Origin of the sequence: Kitasatospora sp. NPDC096077 (genome assembly GCF_040303245.1) — a bacterium.
Taxonomy (GTDB): Bacteria; Actinomycetota; Actinomycetes; order Streptomycetales; family Streptomycetaceae; genus Kitasatospora.
The window spans coordinates 149,620-168,184 of the sequence record NZ_JBEOSV010000004.1 but is presented as its reverse complement, the minus strand read 5'-3'; the positions used below and the strand labels follow the sequence as shown (position 1 = coordinate 168,184).

Annotated in this window: 18 protein-coding genes and 2 pseudogenes; 14 read left to right on the top strand and 6 right to left on the bottom strand. The window is 70.4% G+C overall.

Annotated features, from left to right (window positions below; translation table 11 throughout):
• Positions 1-25 precede the first annotated feature (25 nt).
• From sufB to ABTZ03_RS06145, 8 genes are all read left to right on the top strand, one after another.
• Positions 26-1,441: a Fe-S cluster assembly protein SufB gene (gene sufB / locus ABTZ03_RS06180; protein ID WP_350511665.1), complete on the top strand. Its 1,416-nt coding sequence runs from the start codon at positions 26-28 to the stop codon at positions 1,439-1,441.
• A gap of 67 nt (positions 1,442-1,508) precedes the next feature.
• A complete protein-coding gene (gene sufD, locus ABTZ03_RS06175) occupies positions 1,509-2,741 on the top strand; it encodes a Fe-S cluster assembly protein SufD (protein ID WP_350511664.1) in 1,233 nt (410 codons plus the stop codon).
• A gap of 5 nt (positions 2,742-2,746) precedes the next feature.
• Positions 2,747-3,064: a bifunctional 3-phenylpropionate/cinnamic acid dioxygenase ferredoxin subunit gene (locus ABTZ03_RS06170; protein WP_350506658.1), complete on the top strand. Its 318-nt coding sequence runs from the start codon at positions 2,747-2,749 to the stop codon at positions 3,062-3,064.
• Between the two features lie 6 nt (positions 3,065-3,070).
• Positions 3,071-3,835 carry a Fe-S cluster assembly ATPase SufC gene (gene sufC / locus ABTZ03_RS06165; protein ID WP_350511663.1) on the top strand — a complete coding sequence of 255 codons (765 nt, stop codon included), beginning with the start codon at positions 3,071-3,073 and terminating at the stop codon, positions 3,833-3,835.
• Positions 3,832-5,100, top strand: a complete 1,269-nt coding sequence (locus tag ABTZ03_RS06160) for a cysteine desulfurase (protein WP_350511662.1) — start codon at positions 3,832-3,834, stop codon at positions 5,098-5,100. Before sufC ends, ABTZ03_RS06160 begins: the two co-directional genes overlap by 4 nt.
• Before the next feature lie 20 nt (positions 5,101-5,120).
• On the top strand, positions 5,121-5,573 hold the full coding sequence (gene sufU / locus ABTZ03_RS06155; RefSeq protein WP_350511661.1) for a Fe-S cluster assembly sulfur transfer protein SufU: 453 nt from the start codon (positions 5,121-5,123) through the stop codon (positions 5,571-5,573).
• A gap of 126 nt (positions 5,574-5,699) precedes the next feature.
• On the top strand, positions 5,700-6,029 hold the full coding sequence (locus ABTZ03_RS06150) for a metal-sulfur cluster assembly factor (RefSeq protein WP_031065274.1): 330 nt from the start codon (positions 5,700-5,702) through the stop codon (positions 6,027-6,029).
• A gap of 269 nt (positions 6,030-6,298) precedes the next feature.
• On the top strand, positions 6,299-6,958 hold the full coding sequence (locus ABTZ03_RS06145; protein WP_350511660.1) for a Uma2 family endonuclease: 660 nt from the start codon (positions 6,299-6,301) through the stop codon (positions 6,956-6,958).
• Positions 6,959-7,131: 173 nt separating this feature from the next.
• On the opposite strand, the gene ABTZ03_RS06140 is transcribed toward ABTZ03_RS06145, so the two are convergent.
• From ABTZ03_RS06140 to ABTZ03_RS06120, 5 genes are all read right to left on the bottom strand, one after another.
• A complete protein-coding gene (locus ABTZ03_RS06140; protein ID WP_350511659.1) occupies positions 7,132-7,563 on the bottom strand; it encodes an NUDIX hydrolase in 432 nt (143 codons plus the stop codon).
• Positions 7,564-7,598: 35 nt separating this feature from the next.
• Positions 7,599-8,393, bottom strand: a complete 795-nt coding sequence (locus ABTZ03_RS06135) for an SDR family NAD(P)-dependent oxidoreductase (protein WP_350511658.1) — start codon at positions 8,391-8,393, stop codon at positions 7,599-7,601.
• Positions 8,371-9,501 carry a hypothetical protein gene (locus tag ABTZ03_RS06130; protein ID WP_350511657.1) on the bottom strand — a complete coding sequence of 377 codons (1,131 nt, stop codon included), beginning with the start codon at positions 9,499-9,501 and terminating at the stop codon, positions 8,371-8,373. The genes ABTZ03_RS06135 and ABTZ03_RS06130 overlap by 23 nt, the downstream gene beginning before the upstream one ends.
• Positions 9,498-11,420, bottom strand: a complete 1,923-nt coding sequence (locus tag ABTZ03_RS06125) for a nucleotidyltransferase domain-containing protein (RefSeq protein ID WP_350511656.1) — start codon at positions 11,418-11,420, stop codon at positions 9,498-9,500. The genes ABTZ03_RS06130 and ABTZ03_RS06125 overlap by 4 nt, the downstream gene beginning before the upstream one ends.
• A gap of 357 nt (positions 11,421-11,777) precedes the next feature.
• Positions 11,778-12,317 carry an ATP-binding protein gene (locus tag ABTZ03_RS06120; RefSeq protein WP_350511655.1) on the bottom strand — a complete coding sequence of 180 codons (540 nt, stop codon included), beginning with the start codon at positions 12,315-12,317 and terminating at the stop codon, positions 11,778-11,780.
• A gap of 509 nt (positions 12,318-12,826) precedes the next feature.
• On the opposite strand from ABTZ03_RS06120, the gene ABTZ03_RS06115 reads away from it, so the two are divergent.
• The 6 genes and pseudogenes from ABTZ03_RS06115 to ABTZ03_RS06090 all read left to right on the top strand — a co-directional run.
• Positions 12,827-13,912, top strand: a complete 1,086-nt coding sequence (locus tag ABTZ03_RS06115) for a hypothetical protein (protein WP_350511654.1) — start codon at positions 12,827-12,829, stop codon at positions 13,910-13,912.
• 88 nt (positions 13,913-14,000) lie between these two features.
• Positions 14,001-14,594 (top strand): YdcF family protein, encoded by a 594-nt coding sequence (locus ABTZ03_RS06110; protein WP_350511807.1) that lies wholly within the window; start codon positions 14,001-14,003, stop codon positions 14,592-14,594.
• Positions 14,521-15,372 (top strand): WbqC family protein, encoded by an 852-nt coding sequence (locus ABTZ03_RS06105; RefSeq protein WP_502894394.1) that lies wholly within the window; start codon positions 14,521-14,523, stop codon positions 15,370-15,372. The genes ABTZ03_RS06110 and ABTZ03_RS06105 overlap by 74 nt, the downstream gene beginning before the upstream one ends.
• 475 nt (positions 15,373-15,847) lie before the next feature.
• Positions 15,848-16,135 (top strand): annotated as a pseudogene (locus tag ABTZ03_RS06100) (helix-turn-helix domain-containing protein); the annotation flags it as partial.
• Complete coding sequence (locus ABTZ03_RS06095) at positions 16,132-16,683, top strand: flavoprotein (protein WP_350511653.1); 552 nt, start codon at positions 16,132-16,134, stop codon at positions 16,681-16,683. The pseudogene ABTZ03_RS06100 and the gene ABTZ03_RS06095, both read left to right, overlap by 4 nt.
• A gap of 3 nt (positions 16,684-16,686) precedes the next feature.
• Positions 16,687-16,851 (top strand): annotated as a pseudogene (locus tag ABTZ03_RS06090) (NUDIX domain-containing protein); the annotation flags it as partial.
• Between the two features lie 142 nt (positions 16,852-16,993).
• Here the strand turns inward: ABTZ03_RS06090 and ABTZ03_RS06085 are convergent.
• Positions 16,994-18,325: an MFS transporter gene (locus tag ABTZ03_RS06085; RefSeq protein WP_350511652.1), complete on the bottom strand. Its 1,332-nt coding sequence runs from the start codon at positions 18,323-18,325 to the stop codon at positions 16,994-16,996.
• Positions 18,326-18,565: the final 240 nt, after the last annotated feature.

Sequence of the window (18,565 nt, the reverse complement as noted above, 5' to 3'; positions counted from 1 at the left end):
AGCGTCCGCGCGTTAGGAAGCTCGCATGACTGACACCGTTTCGCACCCGGAGCTCGAAGGCCTGGGCACCTACGAGTACGGCTGGGCCGACCCGGACACCGCCGGTGCCGCGGCCAAGCGCGGGCTCAGCGAGGAGGTCGTCCGCGACATCTCCGCGAAGAAGAACGAGTCCGAGTGGATGCTGAACCTCCGGCTCAAGGGCCTGAAGCTGTTCGGCAAGAAGCCCATGCCGACCTGGGGCTCCGACCTCACCGGCATCGACTTCGACAACATCAAGTACTTCGTCCGCTCCACCGAGAAGCAGGCCGAGTCCTGGGAGGACCTGCCCGCGGACATCAAGGCCACCTACGACAAGCTGGGCATCCCGGAGGCGGAGAAGCAGCGCCTGGTCGCCGGTGTCGCCGCCCAGTACGAGTCGGAGGTCGTCTACCACCAGATCCGCGAGGACCTGGAGGAGCAGGGCGTCATCTTCCTGGACACCGACACCGCGCTGCGCGAGCACCCGGAGATCTTCAAGGAGTACTTCGGCACCGTCATCCCGGCCGGCGACAACAAGTTCGCCGCGCTGAACACGGCGGTGTGGTCCGGCGGCTCGTTCATCTACGTGCCGAAGGGCGTGCACGTCGACATCCCGCTGCAGGCCTACTTCCGGATCAACACCGAGAACATGGGCCAGTTCGAGCGGACGCTGATCATCGTCGACGAGGACGCCTACGTCCACTACGTCGAGGGCTGCACCGCGCCGATCTACTCCTCCGACTCGCTGCACTCCGCGGTCGTCGAGATCATCGTCAAGAAGGGCGGCCGCTGCCGCTACACGACCATCCAGAACTGGTCGAACAACGTCTACAACCTGGTCACCAAGCGCGCCGTGGCGTACGAGGGCGCGACCATGGAGTGGGTCGACGGCAACATCGGCTCCAAGGTCACCATGAAGTACCCGGCCGTCTACCTGATGGGCGAGCACGCCAAGGGCGAGACCCTCTCGATCGCCTTCGCGGGCGAGGGCCAGCACCAGGACGCCGGCGCCAAGATGGTGCACATGGCGCCGAACACCTCGTCCAACATCGTCTCCAAGTCGGTGGCGCGCGGCGGTGGCCGGACCTCCTACCGCGGTCTGATCGAGATCGGCGAGGGCTCCAAGGGCGCCAAGTCCAACGTGCTGTGCGACGCGCTGCTGGTCGACACGATCTCCCGCTCGGACACCTACCCGTACGTGGACGTCCGCGAGGACGACGTGTCCATGGGCCACGAGGCGACCGTCTCCAAGGTCAGCGAGGACCAGCTGTTCTACCTGATGAGCCGCGGCATGACCGAGTTCGAGGCGATGGCGATGATCGTCCGCGGCTTCGTCGAGCCGATCGCGCGCGAGCTGCCGATGGAGTACGCGCTGGAGCTCAACCGGCTGATCGAGCTGCAGATGGAGGGCGCGGTCGGCTGACGACCAGCCGCCACCGCCGCCATCCGGAACTCCGGAATTCCTGAGGAAGAGAGCACTACGAACAGCCATGGCTGACGTTCAGAACACCACCGGCTCCACCACCGCCGGTTCGATCGAGGTCGGCACCGCGGGCGCGGGCGCGCAGCTCGCCGGGCCCGGCACCGGCCGGGCCACCGTCCAGCAGCCGATCGACGCGCGCGTCGCGGTCAAGCCGTCCTTCGACGTGAACGACTTCCCGGTGCCCACCGGCCGCGAGGAGGACTGGCGGTTCACCCCGCTGCACCGCCTCGGCGGGCTGCACGACGGCACCGCCGTCGAGGGCGAGCGCGGCGAGGACAAGGTCGAGCTCGCGCTGCCGGACGGCGTCACCGCCGAGACCGTCGGCCGCGACGACGCCCGGCTGGGCAAGGCCGGCACGCCGGTCGACCGGGTCGCCGCGCAGGCGTTCAGCGCCTTCGAGCAGGCGCTGGTCGTCACCGTCCCCAAGGACGCGGTGCTGACCGAGCCGGTCCGGATCGACGTGCGCGCCGAGGGCGGGGTCCGCTTCGCCCACGTGGTGATCGACGTCAAGCCGTTCGCCGAGGCCGTCGTGGTGCTCAACCACGAGGGCACCGGCACCCGGGCCGCCAACGTCGAGCTGCTGGTCGGCGACGGCGCCAAGCTCACCCTCGTCTCCGTGCAGGACTGGGACCGGGACGCCGTCCACGTCGCCCAGCACAACGCGCTGGTCGGCCGGGACGCCTCGTTCAAGTCCGTGGTCGTCACCTTCGGCGGCGACCTGGTCCGCCTGCACCCGCGGGTCAACTACGCCGCCCCCGGCGGCGAGGCCGAGCTGTTCGGCCTGTACTTCGCCGACGCGGGCCAGCACCTGGAGCACCGCCTCGTCATCGACCACGACACGCCGCACTGCCGGTCGAACGTGGCGTACAAGGGCGCGCTGCAGGGCCAGGACGCCCACGCGGTCTGGGTCGGCGACGTGCTGATCCGCGCCGCCGCGGTCGGCACCGACACCTACGAGCTCAACCGGAACCTGGTGCTCACCGACGGCGCCCGGGTCGACTCGATCCCGAACCTGGAGATCGAGACCGGCGAGATCGTCGGCGCCGGCCACGCCTCGGCGACCGGCCGCTTCGACGACGAGCAGCTGTTCTACCTGATGGCCCGCGGCATCCCGGCCGACGAGGCCCGCCGCCTGGTGGTCCGCGGCTTCTTCGCCGAGCTGCTCCAGCAGATCGGCGTGGCCGAGGTCCAGGAGCAGCTCATGGAGAAGATCGACGCCGAGCTCGAAGCGGCGGTCTGATCCCGATGAGCTTCCTCCGTGCCTGCGCGCTGAGCGACCTCCAGGAGGACGTGCCCAAGCGCGTGGACCTCAACGGCGTGCCGGTCTCGGTCGTCCGCACCGACGAGGGGGTGTTCGCGATCAACGACACCTGCTCGCACGCGAACGTCTCGCTCTCGGAGGGCGAGGTCGAGGACTGCATGATCGAGTGCTGGCTGCACGGCTCCAGCTTCGACCTGCGCACCGGCAAGCCCTCCGGCCTGCCCGCCACCAAGCCGGTCGCTGTCTACCCCGTAAAGATCGAAGGGGACGATGTGCTCGTCTCCGTCAACCAGGAGTCCTGAGTACACATGGCAACCCTTGAAATCCGCGACCTGCACGTCTCCGTCGAGGCCGAGAACGGCCCGCGCGAGATCCTGAAGGGCGTCGACCTGACCGTGAAGCAGGGCGAGACCCACGCCATCATGGGTCCGAACGGCTCCGGCAAGTCCACCCTGGCCTACTCGCTGGCCGGCCACCCCAAGTACACCGTCACCGGCGGCACCGTGCTGCTGGACGGCGAGGACGTCCTGGAGATGTCCGTCGACGAGCGGGCCAAGGCGGGCGTCTTCCTGGCCATGCAGTACCCGGTCGAGGTCCCCGGCGTCTCGGTCTCCAACTTCCTGCGCACCGCCGCCACCGCCGTCCGCGGCGAGGCCCCCAAGCTGCGGCTGTGGGTCAAGGAGGTCAAGGAGGCGATGGCCGCCCTGCAGATGGACCCGGCGTTCGCCGAGCGCAACGTCAACGAGGGCTTCTCCGGCGGTGAGAAGAAGCGCCACGAGATCCTCCAGCTGGAGCTGCTCAAGCCGAAGATCGCGATCCTCGACGAGACCGACTCCGGTCTGGACGTCGACGCGCTGCGGATCGTCTCCGAGGGCATCAACCTGGTCCGCTCCACCGGCGAGGTCGGCACCCTGCTGGTGACCCACTACACCCGCATCCTGCGGTACATCAAGCCCGACCACGTCCACGTCTTCGCGGGCGGCCGCATCGTCGAGTCCGGCGGCGCCGAGCTGGCCGACAAGCTGGAGAACGAGGGCTACGAGGCGTATGTGAAGGGGGGCGCGTCCGAGTGACGCATCCGTTTACGGGCCAGGCCGGCCTGCTCGACACCGACGCGATCCGCAAGGACTTCCCGGTCCTGCAGCGGCTGCTCCACGACGACAAGCCGCTGGTCTACCTGGACAACGCGGCCACCTCGCAGAAGCCGCGGCAGGTGCTCGAAGCGCTGACCGGCTACTACGAGCGGCACAACGCCAACGTCCACCGCGGCGTGCACGTGCTCGCCGAGGAGGCCACGGCGCTGTACGAGGGCGCCCGGGACAAGGTCGCGGCCTTCGTCAACGCGCCGAGCCGCAACGAGGTGATCTTCACCAAGAACGCCTCGGAGTCGCTCAACCTCGTTGCCAACATGCTCGGTTGGGCCGATGAGCCGTACCGGGTGGACGCCGACTCCGAGATCGTGATCACGGAGATGGAGCACCACTCCAACATCGTCCCGTGGCAGCTGCTCTCGCAGCGCACCGGTGCGAAGCTCAAGTGGTTCGGGCTGACCGACGAGGGCCGGCTCGACCTGTCGAACATCGACGAGCTGATCACCGAGAAGACCAAGGTGGTCTCCTTCACCCTGGTCTCCAACCTGCTGGGCACGGTCAACCCGGTCGAGACGATCGTCCGCAAGGCCCAGTCGGTCGGCGCGCTGGTCGTCATCGACGCCTCGCAGGCCGCCCCGCACATGGTGCTGGACGTGCAGGCACTGGAGGCCGACTTCGTCGCCTTCACCGGGCACAAGATGCTGGCCCCGACCGGCATCGGCGTGCTCTGGGGCCGCCAGGAGCTGCTGGAGGACCTCCCGCCGTTCCTCGGCGGCGGCGAGATGATCGAGACCGTCACCATGGGCTCGTCCACCTACGCCCCGGCGCCGCACAAGTTCGAGGCCGGCACCCCGCCGATCGCCCAGGCGGTCGGGCTCGGCGCGGCCATCGACTACCTGTCGGCGATCGGCATGGAGAAGATCGCGGCGCACGAGCACGCGATCACCAAGTACGCGGTGGAGCGTCTGCTGGAGGTCCCCGACCTGCGGATCATCGGCCCGCGCACGGCCGTGGACCGCGGAGCCGCGATCTCCTTCACCCTCGGCGACATCCACCCGCACGACGTGGGCCAGGTGCTGGACGAGCAGGGCATCGCCGTGCGCGTCGGACACCACTGCGCGCGGCCGGTCTGCCTGCGGTACGGAATTCCGGCGACCACGCGGGCGTCGTTCTACCTGTACTCGACGCCGGGCGAGGTCGACGCGCTGATCGACGGCCTGCACCACGTCCGGAACTTCTTCGGCTGACGGGACAGGGCAGGACGATCATGAAGCTCGACTCGATGTACCAGGACATCATCCTGGACCACTACCGCAACCCGCACGGCAAGGGGCTGCGGGACGGCGACGCCGAGGTGCACCACGTCAACCCGACGTGCGGCGACGAGATCACCCTGCGGGTGAAGCTCGACGGCGCGACGGTCACCGACGTCTCGTACGAGTCCCAGGGCTGCTCGATCAGCCAGGCCAGCGCCTCGGTGCTGAACGACCTGGTGGTCGGCAAGACCGTCGGCGAGGCGCAGGCGGTCCAGGAGGCCTTCCTGGAGCTGATGCAGAGCAAGGGCCAGGGCGAGGGCGACGAGGAGGTGCTGGAGGACGCGGTCGCGTTCGCCGGCGTCTCCAAGTACCCGGCCCGGGTCAAGTGCGCCCTGCTCAGCTGGATGGCCTGGAAGGACGCCACCGCCCAGGCGCTCGCCCAGCACCCCGTTGTGAACGACTGATCCCGCAGAGGAGGAATGACCATGACTGACGAAACCCCCTCCGCTGCGGACACCGCCGCGGACACCGTCACGGACGCCGTCGCGGACACCGTCGCCACGACGACGGAGGAGCAGCCGACCGGCCTCATCGTCGGCACCACCGCCGGCACCGTCTCCGTCGAGGACCTGACCGAGGCCCTGATGGACGTCGTCGACCCCGAACTGGGCATCGACGTCGTCAACCTGGGCCTCATCTACGGCATCCACATCGACGAGTCCGACGTGGCCACCATCGACATGACGCTCACCTCGGCGGCCTGCCCGCTGACCGACGTCATCGAGGACCAGGCCAAGACCGCCACCGACGGCCTGGTCCAGGACCTGCGGATCAACTGGGTCTGGATGCCGCCGTGGGGCCCGGACAAGATCACCGACGACGGCCGCGACCAGCTGCGGGCGCTGGGCTTCAACGTCTGATCGCTGTCTGTGCTTTCCGCCGCTGCCCGGGACTTCTGCGGAAGTCCCGGGCAGCGGTGTTTACACCCGCGCGTCTTCTGCTTTGCTGTGCAGGTTCCCCGCCGTTCCCCACCATCCACCCCCCACCCGCCTCCCGGCGGGTGCCCGCCCCGGGCGCGGCCGCGTGCCGCCTGGCCGGGCGGCACGCGGCGCCGATTCGTTTGTGCGGCAGTGGTATATCTGCGACTGGGCGGCCAGGCTGGTGCCGCGACCTCGGAGGGAGCGAAGTCATGCCGGTCATTGCGTTCGCGCAGTTGCTCCTACCTGACTCGCCGTACGCCATGTGGGTCCGGGGAGAGCTGGAGGAGTACCTCCGGCTCCCGGACGACGGCACGCGGGTCGAGGTGGTCGGAGGGGACATCGTCGTGTCACCGGCACCGGTGTATGCCCACGCAGGAATCCTCTCGGACATCCAGCGGGGCTTCGAGCGTGCGTGGTTCGTCGACGCGGGCTTCCAGTGGCGAGCCGTGCAGGCCGTCAACCTGGACCTGTTGGAGATCGGCGACGGCTACGTCCCCGACCTGGTGGTCGTGCAGAAGGACGTCGACGCGGAGAAGCGGGCAGACGACGTCCTGCACCTGCACCCGCACGATCTGGCGCTCGTCGTCGAGGTGACCTCCTCGTCCAACGACCGCCACGACCGCCGGCCCATGTTCGGCCGCCAGATCAAGCCCACGAAGTGGAGCGGCTACGCGAGGACAGGAGTGCCGTACTACCTCCTGGTCGACCGTGACCCACGGCAGCCCGGAGCCACCCTGTTCGGCGCACCCGACAAGGCCAAGGGCACGTACGAGTCCTTGGGCGAATGGAAGTTCGGGGAATCCGTCCGCCTGTCGGAGCCGTTCGGCGTCGAGATCGGTACCGATGCTTGGAAGCCCTGTAACGATTAGGCGGAAACGCCGCTGCCTGGGACTCCTGCGGGAGTCCCAGGCGCGGAAGTCCTCCCGGAAGCGAGAGGGCCCCATCCGGCCAGTGCCGAGCCTTCATGAAAGTCGGCCTGACGGATAGTTGGGCATTGCGAATGGGCGGTCAGGCGGTTGAGTCCCTCCGGCTGCTTTCGGGCTTACCGGGCGGCGAGGAGTTCGCCGCGCTCGATGGCCTCGCGCAGGACGGCCGCGAAGTCCTGGGGCAGGAGGTTGACCGTGTCGAGGGCGTCGGTGGTCAGGGGGATCTCTTCGAGGAGGTACTCGCCCCGGCCTTCCTGGTTGAACTCCGGGCCGGTGCGGTCCTCGAAGCTCCACTTCTTGATGGTGGCGAGGTAGAAGTCCTGGCGCTCGTCGGCGGTCTCGATGGTGTGGAGGAGGCTGACGATCTCGGCCTCGCCCGCGATCTCCTCGCGGACCTCGCGAAGGAGGGCATCCTCGGGGCTGACGTCAGTCGGTTCGATCCTGCCGCCGACGATCACCCAGTACGGGTCGATGCCGGGTCGGATGCGCTTGATCAGCAGCGTGGTGTCGTTCGGGGTGAGGAGGACGGCACGGACTCGGTGCTGCATAGTGGCCTGCTTCCTGTTTCGGTCGGACGGGAGGGTCAGTGGAGAAGCCAACCGCCGTCGACGTGCAACGACTGGCCGGTGATGAAGGACGCGCTGGGGCCGGCGAGGAAGGCGACCGCGGCGGCGACGTCCTCGGGGCGGCCTCGGCGCTGGACGCACTGGCGGCGGATCTGGTCCTCGGGGCGGGCTCGGTGGCGGGTGGGCAGGTCGTTCTCCGCCTCGACCTGGATGGCTCCGGGTACGACAGTGTTCACGCAGATCCCAGCCGGTCCAAGTTCCCTGGCCAGCGACCTGGTGAGGCCGAGGAGTCCGGCCTTGGCGGTGCTGTAGGCGGTGAGTCCGGGGCGGCCGGCACGGGCGTTGACGCTGCCGATGTTGACGATCCGGCCCCATCGGCGATCGGCCATGCCAGGGCTGATGGCCCGGCAAGTTCGGTAGTGGATAGTCAGGTTGGACTCGATGGCGCGCGCCCACTCGTCCTCGCCGAGCTCGTCCCACGGGATGCGCGGGTAGGCGCCCGCGTTGTTGACGAGAACGTCGACCGGCCCGAGTTCGGACTCGACCTGACTGACCAGCGCGGCGACGGCGTTCGGGTCGGTGAGGTCGGCGCTGACCTCGATGCCGTGCAGGCCCTCGCGCCGCACGTCGGCGAGCACGGTGCGTGCCTGGCGGATCTGCGCGAGGTGGTTGACGGCGACGGCGGCTCCGGCGGCAGCCAGGGCTCGGCTGATCGCGGCGCCGATCCCTGTGGCCCCGCCGGTGACCAGGGCCACCCGGCCCTGGAGCGGGAGGGCGGCGATGGGCAGGTCAAGCGGTGTGGGTGTGGTCATCGTCCATCCGATCGTCGGGGCCGGTGTCCGGTGCGGGCTGGGTGCGGGTGAAGGTCTCGCAGATGGTCTCGGGCTGCTGGGTCTCGGCGAGCTTGGCCAGGAGCAGAAGGAGGCCGTGGCCGGTGAGGCGGCCGGGTGGGATCACGCCGAGGATCCGCAGGGTGAGGAAGTGGCGGATCTGGGCGAGGAAGCGGTCCGGGTCCAGCCCGGCGGCGGGGGCGAGGTCGGCGCGAACTCGCTTCAGCAAGCCGTCGATTGCGGCCTGGCGCCCGGCACCGACCGCCCAGGTGTACCGGACTTCAAGGCGGCGGTGGCGCGCGTCGTGGCCGACGTATTCGAGGTGCGGGGTGGTGACCGGCGGCAGGTGCAGCGGCAGGGTGCGGGCGTACACGTCGGGCTGGTAGGTCGGTACGAGCCAGCCGCCCATGCCCAGCAAGTACCAGAGGAGGATGGCGATTTCCCCGGCGAGCGCATTGCGGCCGGCGTACTCGAAGTCGAGCCAGCACAGCGGGTCGGCGATGTTCGGTTCGGTCGGGTCGCCCTGGGTGAGGGCGGTGACCCAGGTGCGGGTGGAGCAGAGCGCTTCGCGGGCTTCCCAGATGATGGCGGGCAGGTCGAGCCGCATCGGGACGCCGTTGACGACGAGGATGTGGCCGGTGAGGGCGTGCACGGGCAGCGGCTGGTCGGTGCGTGGGGCGGGGACGGCGAGTTGGCCGGACAGGTACCAGGTGTCGATCCGCCCGCCGGGGCGGATGCGGTCCAAGTAGAGGCCGGGCACGCAGTCCGAGAGCGGTGCGGTTCGACCGCTGTCGGCGACTGCGGCGAGCAGGCTGTCGCAGACGGTGTCGATGAGCGCGGTGACGCGGGGCAGGGCGCTCTGGTGCCGGTCGGCGGTGGCGATGACGTCGCCGAGCAGCATGGTGCACCGGCCGACGGCGAACACGTCCTCGTAGGCCACGACGTGCCTGTCGGCTGTCCTGCTGCGGCCCAGAAGCTGGGGCACCGGCAGCGTACGGGCGGTGGCTTGCCAGCCCCGGACCTCGGCCTCCGCTGCGGCGGGGGCGAGGATCTTGCGGAAGGCCGGGACCGAGGCGGCGGGGCCGTTCATGCGCGGCTCGTCGGCAGAGCGATGGTGGCCAGCCAGTGGCCGAGGACGGTGTTGGCCAGGTCCACCGCCTTTCCGCGGTCGTCGCGGGCCTGGCTGCGAAGGTCGGCGTCCGTGGTGGGCTCACGGCCGAGGAAGATCCTCAGTGCGTCGTCGTCGGAGGCGCGTTCGGTGCCCTCGAAGCGGAGCATCACCTTGGCCAGCAGGGCGGTGATCTTGAACAGGGTGCGCAGGTCGGGGGCTCCCTTGAGGAGCTGGCGGCGGATCTCGATGGCGGCCTGCACGCCGGCCTCGACGCTGGCAGCCACGTCGTCGGCCGTGTCCGGAGCGGGCAGGGCCAGGCCAGGGCGGCACCACAGCGGCGCGAGGGAGCCGGAGCCGATCAGCATGAGGACGTGGAGCAGGCGGGAGGTGACCGCCCCGGTGCGGCACTCGTCCTGGGTCAGTACGGTCAGGCCGAGCTTGACGTCGCCGAGTTCGGCTTCGAGTTCGGCGAGGGCGCGGCGGAGCTTGGGGAGGCTGTCCTGCTCGGCGACGACGAAGACGTCCAGGTCGGACCAGCCGTGCTGGTACTTGCCTCGGGCGCCGCTGCCGGTCACGGCGAGGAGGTCGATGACGGGCGGCACCTGGACGGTGGTGCGGTCCAGCAGCTCGGACAGGTAGGACTCCAAGTGGACGGGCAGCCCCAGCGTGTTCACCGGCGTGGTGGCCGGCCTACGCAGCGGCCAGCGGCGGGCCAGGGAAATTCCGTCGAGGCGGCGCTCCAGGTGCAGGCGACTGTGGTCGTTGTCGATGACCTCCTGCGCGAGCAAGGCGATCCCTGCCGCGCCTCGGCGGGCCTTGACGGCGTCGCGCTTGACCACGTCCTCAGGCCCGGCGGTGCCGCGTTCGGCACGGATTCCCGGCGTAGCGTCGACGTAGACGACGGTCAGCTGGTCACCGAGCATCCGTCGCAACTCGGCGGTCGCGTCCTGGTCGTGCAGGGACTCGATGGTGACGTGGTCGAGGAAGTGGTGGGCCGCACAGTAGCGGTCGAGGCCGTCGACCAGCAGCTCGGCCCTCACGACGGCCGGGATCGCGTACGGGTCGGCGATGCCGGCGTGCTGGGCGGCGGCCTCGATCAGGTAGCCGATCTTGAGGCGGGCGTATCCGTGCCTGACCCGCAGGTACTCGCCGGCCGTGCTCTTGCCGCTCTCCGACATGCCGCCGAGCGCGACCACCCGAACCCCCGGCAGGGCGCGGGATGGCACGAGCGGGGCGACCGGGTGCAGGCGTTGGCGGATGTCGTCCTGGACGGCCATGACCCGGCGCTCGCCGACCACGATGGTCTCCGCCCACCTGCGCTCGGCGACGAGTCGGTGTGTCTGCAGGTGGAGGTGCCGCTGGTAGTCCGCGTAGGCCGGGGTGACGTGCCGCTCGTGGGAGAGGCTGCGGGAAGTGCCGATCACCGGGTCGTCGTCGTGGAGGAGCACGATGCCGTGCTCGGCGGCCTCGGCGGCCCGCGCGTCGGCGGCGTAGGCGTCGAGCAGTTTGCGGGCGCGGTCCGCGGCCTCGTCGGGGCTGAGACGCTCGCGTACCGCGACGGTGGCGGCCAGCGACGCCTCCAGCATCGGGATGCCCCGGTCCATCAGGCGCACGGGCGCCGAGGCCGGCCTGCGGGAGCGCTCCAGGTAGGAGCTGGCGAGGACGTCGGCGACCTCCTGGATCGGGCCGCGCTCGAACCACCAGGTGCCCATGCCCATGGCCTTGATGTCGTCCCAGCGCGGGTCGTAGTCGTCCAACGGCCCGGTGGCGTGGGCGGCGGGGCCGAGGCGCCGGGCCAGGATGCCGATCTGCTTGGTCTTGCCGACGTTGTCGGGACCACTGAGCGCGATCGTGACGGGCTGGGAAGGCGTGAGGTCGTGCTCAGGGAAGACGGACACGATTTCCTCCGAGGGCTGCGCAATGTCTGTCGGACAGATGGCGGCTCTGGGCCGGGCGCCGAGAGGGCGCCCGGCCCAGAGCCGGATCGGGCTACCGGCCCGGGTACGGCGGCTGCGGGGTCGGCGGGGCCGGGGGCGGAGGCGGCGGGGGCGGCGGGGGCTGAGGGACCTCCGAGATCGGAGTGACGGTTTGCGGCACGGCGAATTTCCCTTCGGCGTGACGGGTTTCCGACCTGGCGGGTTGCCGAGGCCGGCGAAGGTGGGCGGCTCCGGTTGCCGGGGGTTCACCCGGAGCCGCCGGTCTCGTCTCGGGCCGGCGTGTGGTGGCTGCGAGGCGGGGGTACTGGGGTCAGGCGGTTACGCCGCCGGTATTCGCTCCAGCGCCACCGGGCCCTGCAATGGAGCCGACACCGCCCGCCGACGCCGGTCCGCACGCGTGGCAGCCGCAGTGGCCACAGTGAACGGCGTGGCTCGGGTCGGGGCGGACAGGTCGAATTCCGCCCACACCGACTTCCCGCCCCCAGCAAGGGAGTCGACGCCGAACCGGTCCGTCAGAGCGAGGACGAGCGCGAGCCCACGCCCGCTGACGGCTTCCCCGTCCGCCGCCCGCAATTCGGGCCGCCCGGGCCCGAGGTCGCTGACGCACGCCCGCAGCGCACCGTCCTCGGTGAGCCCCAGTGCCGCACTCAGTGCCAGACCCGGCCGTCCGCCCCCGCAGCCGTGAACGACCGCATTGGTGGCGAGCTCGGACAGCACGACCTTCACATCACCCGCGAAGTCGCCCAACTCATCGTTGCCCAGGCCGAGTTCCTCGATCACTTGCTGGGCCCAGCGGCGGACGGAGCCGATACTCGCCCGGTCGGCCGGAAACCTCATCGTGATGGTTCGTGGTTCCATGGGGCGCCTCACTCGCTCGGGGGCGGAAAAGGGTCCTGGGGCCTCGTGCGACGAGGAGCCGTATGTCGGTGTCGGCCAGGCACCTGAGCCGGCGGTCGGCGTCGGCGTGGCTGCCCAGGTGCGCGATCGTGGGCAAAACCACGGCGTAGAGGTCGGCTCGCGCCTCGATGCGGGCGAGGAGGGCATCGGGCCCGGTGCCGTCATCCGTGATCACCTCAGCGAGACGAAGCTCCCGCCGCTCACAGAAGTCGCCGAGGACCCCGGCCAGCGCCCGCCGACGAGGCAGTCCCGCAGCGACGGCTTGACGTAGGAGCCCGACCACCACGGGCTGAGGGACGGGGAGTTGCTCGGTCAGCATCCGCTTCCTTCCGGGTCGCTGAGGGTGTCTGCTTCGAGGCTGCCCGAAACCCGGGACGTCACGGAATCGCGTGCCGTGGCAGTTCCGTGGCAGGTCTGGCGCACCGTCACCACCTCTGGTGCTTCCATGACTTCCGGAGCAGGAGGTGGCGATGGCAGCAGTGATCGTGTGGACCGGGCTCGAAGCGAAGGCTCTGCGGGTGGCATGCCGCAAGTCCGTGCGGGACTTCGCTGCACTCCTCGGCATGTCGGTGCGGGCGGTGACGAACTGGGAGAGGCTGGGGGCGGGAACCCAGCCCCGGCCGGACACTCAGGCGATTTTTGACACCGTGCTGCGGCAGTGCGATCCGGGATCCCGGATACGCTTCGAAACTCTCGTAGCACAGCAGACCGCTGCTCCGATGCATGCGGACATGCAGGCAGGGCCTCGGGCGTGGGAGTACGAATCGTGGGCGGAGGACATCGAGCGGGCGGTCCTTGCTGCGGCGCGGCAGGACTTCGTGTTCGCCGGGAGCCTGCTGGAACGTTGGCGATCGCGCTGGGCCGTGCGGGAGCTCGACGAGCGAGGTCTCTACCTGCTGGCCCGTTCAAGCGCACTCGCGGGTGACCTGCGCCGCGACCAAGGGGTGCTGCTCGGCCCGTTGTCGGCCTCGGCGTCGTACAGCCAGGCGCGGTCGTTGTTCACCCAACTCGATATTCCGAGGCGGATCGCGCAGCTGGACTTATCGCTGGCAGTGGTCACGGAAATGTCGGGGAAGCTCGATGCGGCGGCGTCCCGGTACTCGGAATTGGCCGGCGATTTCCGTCTCAGTCCGAGGGACCGGGCCAGGGCGGCCCTTTGGGTCGGCACCGCGTTGGACAAGAAAGGGCTGCACGAGCAGGCCGTCGGCATCACGGAGTCGGCGATCCTGGCGTTCGAGAACCTCGGGGAGGTGGAGGACTGGGCGACAGCGCACCAGAAACTTGCGCTTGCGCATCGGGGGACGGGGAACCTGGGGGAGGCGGTGCGGCAGATTGAGATCGCGCGGCTGAACGCGACCGCTGCGGTTCCGATGCAGGACGTTCGGCTGACCACTGCTCACGGGCACATCCTGCTCAGCGACCGTGCGACGGCCGGGGAGGGGCTCGCCCTGCTGGACCGGGCCGAGGCATTGGCGGCCAAGTACGGTATGACCCACCAGCAGAGGAGCATCCAAGGCATTCGGGCCGGCTTCCAGCGGGCACCGTGCCTCCAGTGAGCAGGAGAACGACGTGGCGGACACTCGGCACCGCGAGATCACCGACCGGCAGTGGGCGGACGCCACTCTGATCTGGGAGTACCACCAGATGGGGCACAGGCGGCAACCGTGCGATGTGGCGATCGGCCTCGGCTGCCACGACCTCGGGGTCGCCGCCGAGACGGCCGCGCTGTACCTGGACGGTCTGGTGTCCAGGATCGTGTTCACCGGCGGGCCGAACCCCTCCCGGCCGGAGCACTTCCCCCGCGGGGAGGCCGCGCACTTCACCGAGCACGCCCTCGCGCTCGGCGTGCCCGGTCACGCGATCCTCCAGGAGCCGCGGGCCCGCAACACCGGGCAGAACATCCAGTTCTCCCGGGAGGTTCTGGAGGCTGCCGGTCTCGACGTGCGTTCGGTCCTGCTGGTGAGCATGCCGTACATGGAGCGCCGAGCGTACGCCACATGCCGCCAGGTATGGCCGCAGGTCGAGGCGGTGTGCGCCTCGACCCCGATGAACCTGAACGACTACGTGAAGACGATCGGCGACGACGCTCTCGTGATTGACGGCCTCGTGGGCGACCTCCAGCGGGTGATCGAGTACCCGGGGCTCGGGTTCGCCGTCGCCCAGGATGTTCCGGAGACAGTCCGTGGCGCGTATCAGCGGCTTCTGGCCGACGGATTCGACAGCAAGTTGCTCACCTGACCCTCAATCATCTAACGGGCTGGTGTGTGCCGTTCATCAGCCGAACCTGTTTCCCCGCCTGTCCACGCTCGCCAAGTTGTTCACCGCGGACGTGTGGATCGTCCTGGACGACGTGCAGTTCGCCCGCCGTGACTACCAGCACCGAGCCCGCCTCGCACCGGCAGTAGGAAGGCTGGGCCCGACCCGATGGCTGAGCATCCCCACTCGCCTTCCGGCAGGGCGAGCGACCCTGATCCGGGACGCCCGGATGGCCGAACCGGTGCGCAGCCGCCGTCGAACCGCGGACCTGCTGCGCGAGCACTACCGGACCGCTCCGTACTGGGCGGCGTTCAAGGAACGGTTGGATCGGCTCCTCGACGTCTTCGAACGCACCGACCGGACGGGGATCGTGGCGCAGGAATCCACACTTCTGCTCCTGTCGATGGTCGGCTGGACCGGCCGGGTAGTGGTCAGCAGCGACCTCGAAGCGAGTGCCGGCCGCTCCCAACGCCTGGCAGAACTCTGCTCGGCTGTCGGTGCCGGCACCTATCTCTGCGGGACGGGCGGAATGCGCTACATCGAGCCTGCGGCTTTCGACCGCGCCGCCGTTGAGCTTCGGCCTTTCGCAGTCCCGAACGGCGGCTTGTGGGCCGGCGCGTCCCGAACGAGTGCGGTCGCGGCGCTCGCCGCCTACGGGCCGCAGCAACTGGCCGAACTCCTGTGCCGACCTATTCTCGGCACTGGCCAGACTCTTGCGGACACTTCCGGAAGAAGCAGCCCTCGCGGTGGTCGGGGCTGACGAACGCGTAGCCGTAGCCGACGTTGAGGAGGTACGGAGCGCCGTCGTCGCGCATGCTCCGCTGGTGGGCCGCATCCTCGTCGATCGAGCGGTGGACGTCGGGCGGGACCGGTTGCAGGTCGACGCGCCGTTCGACTCGGTGTCGTCGGGGCCCCGGCGCCACAGGGTCCGCCCGTGTGTCTCAGGCGGTCCGATGGCGGCGAGCGAGGGGGTACGGGCGTCCGGCTGCACCGGGAGCACGGAGTGCTACCTCTACGGCAGTGCAGGCAGAGCTCGCTCTGTTTGGGGAGAGGCCGTCAACCTGCTGCCGAGCGAACCTCTCCATCGGTCGAAGGAGTTGCGTGGTGGTGCCTGTCGCACCGAGGGCGGGGGCGGGCACCCGCCGGCAGGTGGGTGGGGGGTGGATGGTGGGGAACGGTGGAGGACATGCGCAGTGAAGGGGACGATGCGCGGGTGTTCAGTCGGCGGCGGGTGCGGCTGGAGCGAAGTGGCGCTGGAGGCCGCTCAGCCCCTGATGCGCAGGCGCATCCCGGTCCCTGAGCGCCGGGCGGCATAGTGGGTGGAGGCTGCACGGGCCTGCAGCCAGCAGGGCAGACTGGCCGAGGGATGCAATGCGCTCAGGATCGCGGAGAGCTGTGCCTCGGAGGACATCGGCCGACGGCCCAGCGTGCTGGAGCTGGCCGGTGACCTGGCCGCTCGCGACCGGCGCGGTGCTGTCCCGGAGCTTCGCCGTTTCTGCCAGGAGTTGGGAGTCCGGGTTTGACCGAGCACCGCGAGCCGTTCCTCTACGTCGTCGTCTGCGCGTCGGGCATCGCCGACGGAGTGGGCGAACTGATCACCGCTGCCCATGCCGAGGGCTGGGGAGTCGGCGTGATCGCGACCCCGAACGGGCTCGGATTCATAGACCAGGAAGCCGTCGAAGCCCAGACCGGCTACCCGATTCGCTCCGCCTGGCGCACGCCGAGCATCCCCCAGCCGCTGCCCCCGGCCGACGCGATCGCCGTCGCCCCGGCCACCTTCAACACCATCAACAAGTGGGCCGCCGGCATCTCGGACACCCTCGCGCTCGGCATCCTCTGCGAGGCGTACGGCCTCGGCATCCCCGTGGCCGTCCAGCCCTACGTCAACTCCGCCCAGGCCGCGCACCCCGCGTACGGGGAGAGCCTGGCCCGGCTCCGGTCGATGGGTGTCCTGATCGGTGACTACGTCCCGCACAAGCCCAAGGCCGGTGGGGGCCGCGACGAGTACAACTGGACCCACGTCCTCGACCTGCTCCGTCCCGTGGCGGCCTCATCGACCGAGAGGAAGTAGTCGATGCTCCTGGCTGTAGGCGGACGGCCAGGGATCGCTGCCGCGATGGTGGTGCATGAAGGCCTCGTGTTGATGGTGCGGCGGCGGGTCGGCGGGGGCCGAATCCCGTGGCAGTTCCCGGCGGGTGGGATCGAGGCCGGGGAGGGGACAGAGCTCGCCCTTGGTAGGGCGAGGACGTCAAACGCTTGATGAGCTGGCCGCTCGTTCGGGTGGAGGAGTGGCGTGGCGGTGACAGTGGCGCGGTGGTGAAACGCCGCTGCCCGGGACTCCGTGAGGGGTCCCGGGCAGCGGCGTTAGGTGGGGTGCGGGGTCAGGCCGTCGTGGGCTTGCGGGCGACGGCGAGGGCGAGGCCGGCGCAGAGGACGGCGGCGACGGCGGCGAAGCCGCTGACGGCGGGGAGGAGGCCGTAGCTCTGGACCAGGGCGCCGACGGCGATGACGGGGGCGGAGCTGCCGAGGTAGACGATGATCCACAGGGAGCTCAGTTCGGAGCCCCGGCGTTCCGGGTCCATGACGGCGACGGCGGCGGTGAACAGGGAGCGGAAGGCCACGCCCTGGCAGACGCCGCCGAGGACGCTGCCGATGAAGAGCAGGGCCGGGGTGCCGGTGTACCCGGCGGCGACGACCAGGCCCAGGCCGGCGGCCAGGCCGGTCATCCCGAGGGCGATCACCGTGCGGTCGGTGGTCGGCGGGATGATCAGCTGGGCGACGGCCGAGGAGCCGAGCAGCAGGGCGGCCACGATCGCGCCGGTCAGGTGCGAGGAGGTGTGCAGCAGCTTGGCGGAGAAGGCCGGGGCGAGGGCCAGGTAGACGCCGAAGACCCCGTACGAGATGAAGCCCGCGGTGGCGGCGAGCAGGAACTCGCGGCGCCCGGTGCGGGGCAGTCGCAGGCGCTGGGGGCGCAGGTGGGCCGGGGTGGTGATGCGGGGCGGGGAGGCCGGCGGGCGGTTGCGGCCGGGCATCCGCGGGTGGACCAGGGCCAGCGGCACGCACAGCGCGAGCAGGGCGACGGCGTGCAGCAGGAAGGGGGTCAGCAGCGGGTCGGAGCCGCCGGCCAGCAGGGCGCCGACGACCGGGCCGAGGGCGACGCCGCCGGCCGAGCAGGCGAGGGTGAGTTTGGGGGCCAGGGCCGGGTGGTCGGGCAGCAGGTCGCCGAGGGCGGCTCCGGCGGCTCCGGTGGACAGGCCGACGGCTATGCCCTGGACGGCCCGGCCGATGGCGAGCTGCCAGAAGCTGCCGGCGGTGGCGAACACCACGTCCCCGGCGGCGGCCAGGGCGACGGCGGGCAGGATCAGGGCGCGGCGGCCGAGGTGGTCGGACCAGTGGCCGACCACGGCCAGGACGGGGACCAGCGCGAACACGTAGATCGTGAAGAGGATCGTGGTGTCGAGCGGTCCGAGGCCGAGGCGCTGCTGGAGGAGCGGGTAGATCGGCGTCGCCAGGTTGGCACCGATCAGCATCAGCAGCAGGGCGCCGGCCACCAGGCCGACGCGGACTCCGCGCAGCGCGTTCCAGCGGCTGATCGCGGAGAGCTGGAGCTGGGCGCGGGGCGCGAGCTCCAGGGGGAGCAGGGCCTCCGACAGTCGGCGTCCGTCGAACTGCGCGGTGCGCAGCGCGGAGCCGGCGGGGGAGAGGTCCGCCATGGCAGGGGTCTCCTGTGGCCGGGCACCACCGGGGTCGGCGGGGTGTGCCGGCGCGCCCCTCCGGAGGCGCTGTGGTGGTGGCCGCGGTGCGGGGCTCCCTGGTGGAGCGGGTGAGCGTGAGGATGCGGGCTTCGTCGCCCGGTGGGCCGCGCGGGGTGTGCGCGGGCACCAATGCGAAGGATAAGGGGTGGGCGCGCACATCCGGCGCGCGCCCCTGTGTGCGCCCTTCGGGGCCGGGCA

Coding starts and splice junctions, on each gene's coding strand:
- sufU (WP_350511661.1), top strand. CDS start 5,121: ATGAAGCTCGACTCGATGTACCAGGACATCATCCTGGACCACTACCGC.
- ABTZ03_RS06145 (WP_350511660.1), top strand. CDS start 6,299: ATGCCGGTCATTGCGTTCGCGCAGTTGCTCCTACCTGACTCGCCGTAC.
- ABTZ03_RS06110 (WP_350511807.1), top strand. CDS start 14,001: ATGGGGCACAGGCGGCAACCGTGCGATGTGGCGATCGGCCTCGGCTGC.
- ABTZ03_RS06105 (WP_502894394.1), top strand. CDS start 14,521: ATGTTCCGGAGACAGTCCGTGGCGCGTATCAGCGGCTTCTGGCCGACG.
- ABTZ03_RS06140 (WP_350511659.1), bottom strand. CDS start 7,563: ATGCAGCACCGAGTCCGTGCCGTCCTCCTCACCCCGAACGACACCACG.
- ABTZ03_RS06130 (WP_350511657.1), bottom strand. CDS start 9,501: ATGAACGGCCCCGCCGCCTCGGTCCCGGCCTTCCGCAAGATCCTCGCC.
- ABTZ03_RS06120 (WP_350511655.1), bottom strand. CDS start 12,317: ATGGAACCACGAACCATCACGATGAGGTTTCCGGCCGACCGGGCGAGT.
- ABTZ03_RS06135 (WP_350511658.1), bottom strand. CDS start 8,393: ATGACCACACCCACACCGCTTGACCTGCCCATCGCCGCCCTCCCGCTC.
- ABTZ03_RS06115 (WP_350511654.1), top strand. CDS start 12,827: ATGGCAGCAGTGATCGTGTGGACCGGGCTCGAAGCGAAGGCTCTGCGG.
- sufC (WP_350511663.1), top strand. CDS start 3,071: ATGGCAACCCTTGAAATCCGCGACCTGCACGTCTCCGTCGAGGCCGAG.
- sufB (WP_350511665.1), top strand. CDS start 26: ATGACTGACACCGTTTCGCACCCGGAGCTCGAAGGCCTGGGCACCTAC.
- ABTZ03_RS06085 (WP_350511652.1), bottom strand. CDS start 18,325: ATGGCGGACCTCTCCCCCGCCGGCTCCGCGCTGCGCACCGCGCAGTTC.
- ABTZ03_RS06170 (WP_350506658.1), top strand. CDS start 2,747: ATGAGCTTCCTCCGTGCCTGCGCGCTGAGCGACCTCCAGGAGGACGTG.
- sufD (WP_350511664.1), top strand. CDS start 1,509: ATGGCTGACGTTCAGAACACCACCGGCTCCACCACCGCCGGTTCGATC.